The sequence below is a fragment of the uncultured Kordia sp. genome (assembly GCF_947489565.1).
Lineage (GTDB): Bacteria > Bacteroidota > Bacteroidia > Flavobacteriales > Flavobacteriaceae > Kordia.
On sequence record NZ_CANLEA010000098.1, the window covers coordinates 1 to 209 of the forward strand.

Below are 209 nucleotides of genomic sequence, written 5' to 3' on the forward strand. Positions count from 1 at the left end.
GCATCTTCTGCTACCGTTACATCACCTACGCTCATTGCTGGTGTATCGTTATCAGTGATCGTTACTGTTCCACTATCGTTCGTGTTACTTGTGTTGCCACTGGTTACAGTTCCATTTACAGTGAAGTCCTCCGTTGGTTCTCCGGTAGTATCATCTGTAATTGGAATACTTACATCTACTGTCGTTTGTCCTGCTGGGATTGTTGCTGT

1 protein-coding gene is annotated in these 209 nt (G+C 44.5%); it reads right to left on the minus strand.

Features of this window, described 5'->3' with window-relative positions:
• The coding region (locus tag Q0845_RS27870; protein WP_298521259.1) for a hypothetical protein at positions 1-209 on the minus strand (209 nt) is incomplete at both ends.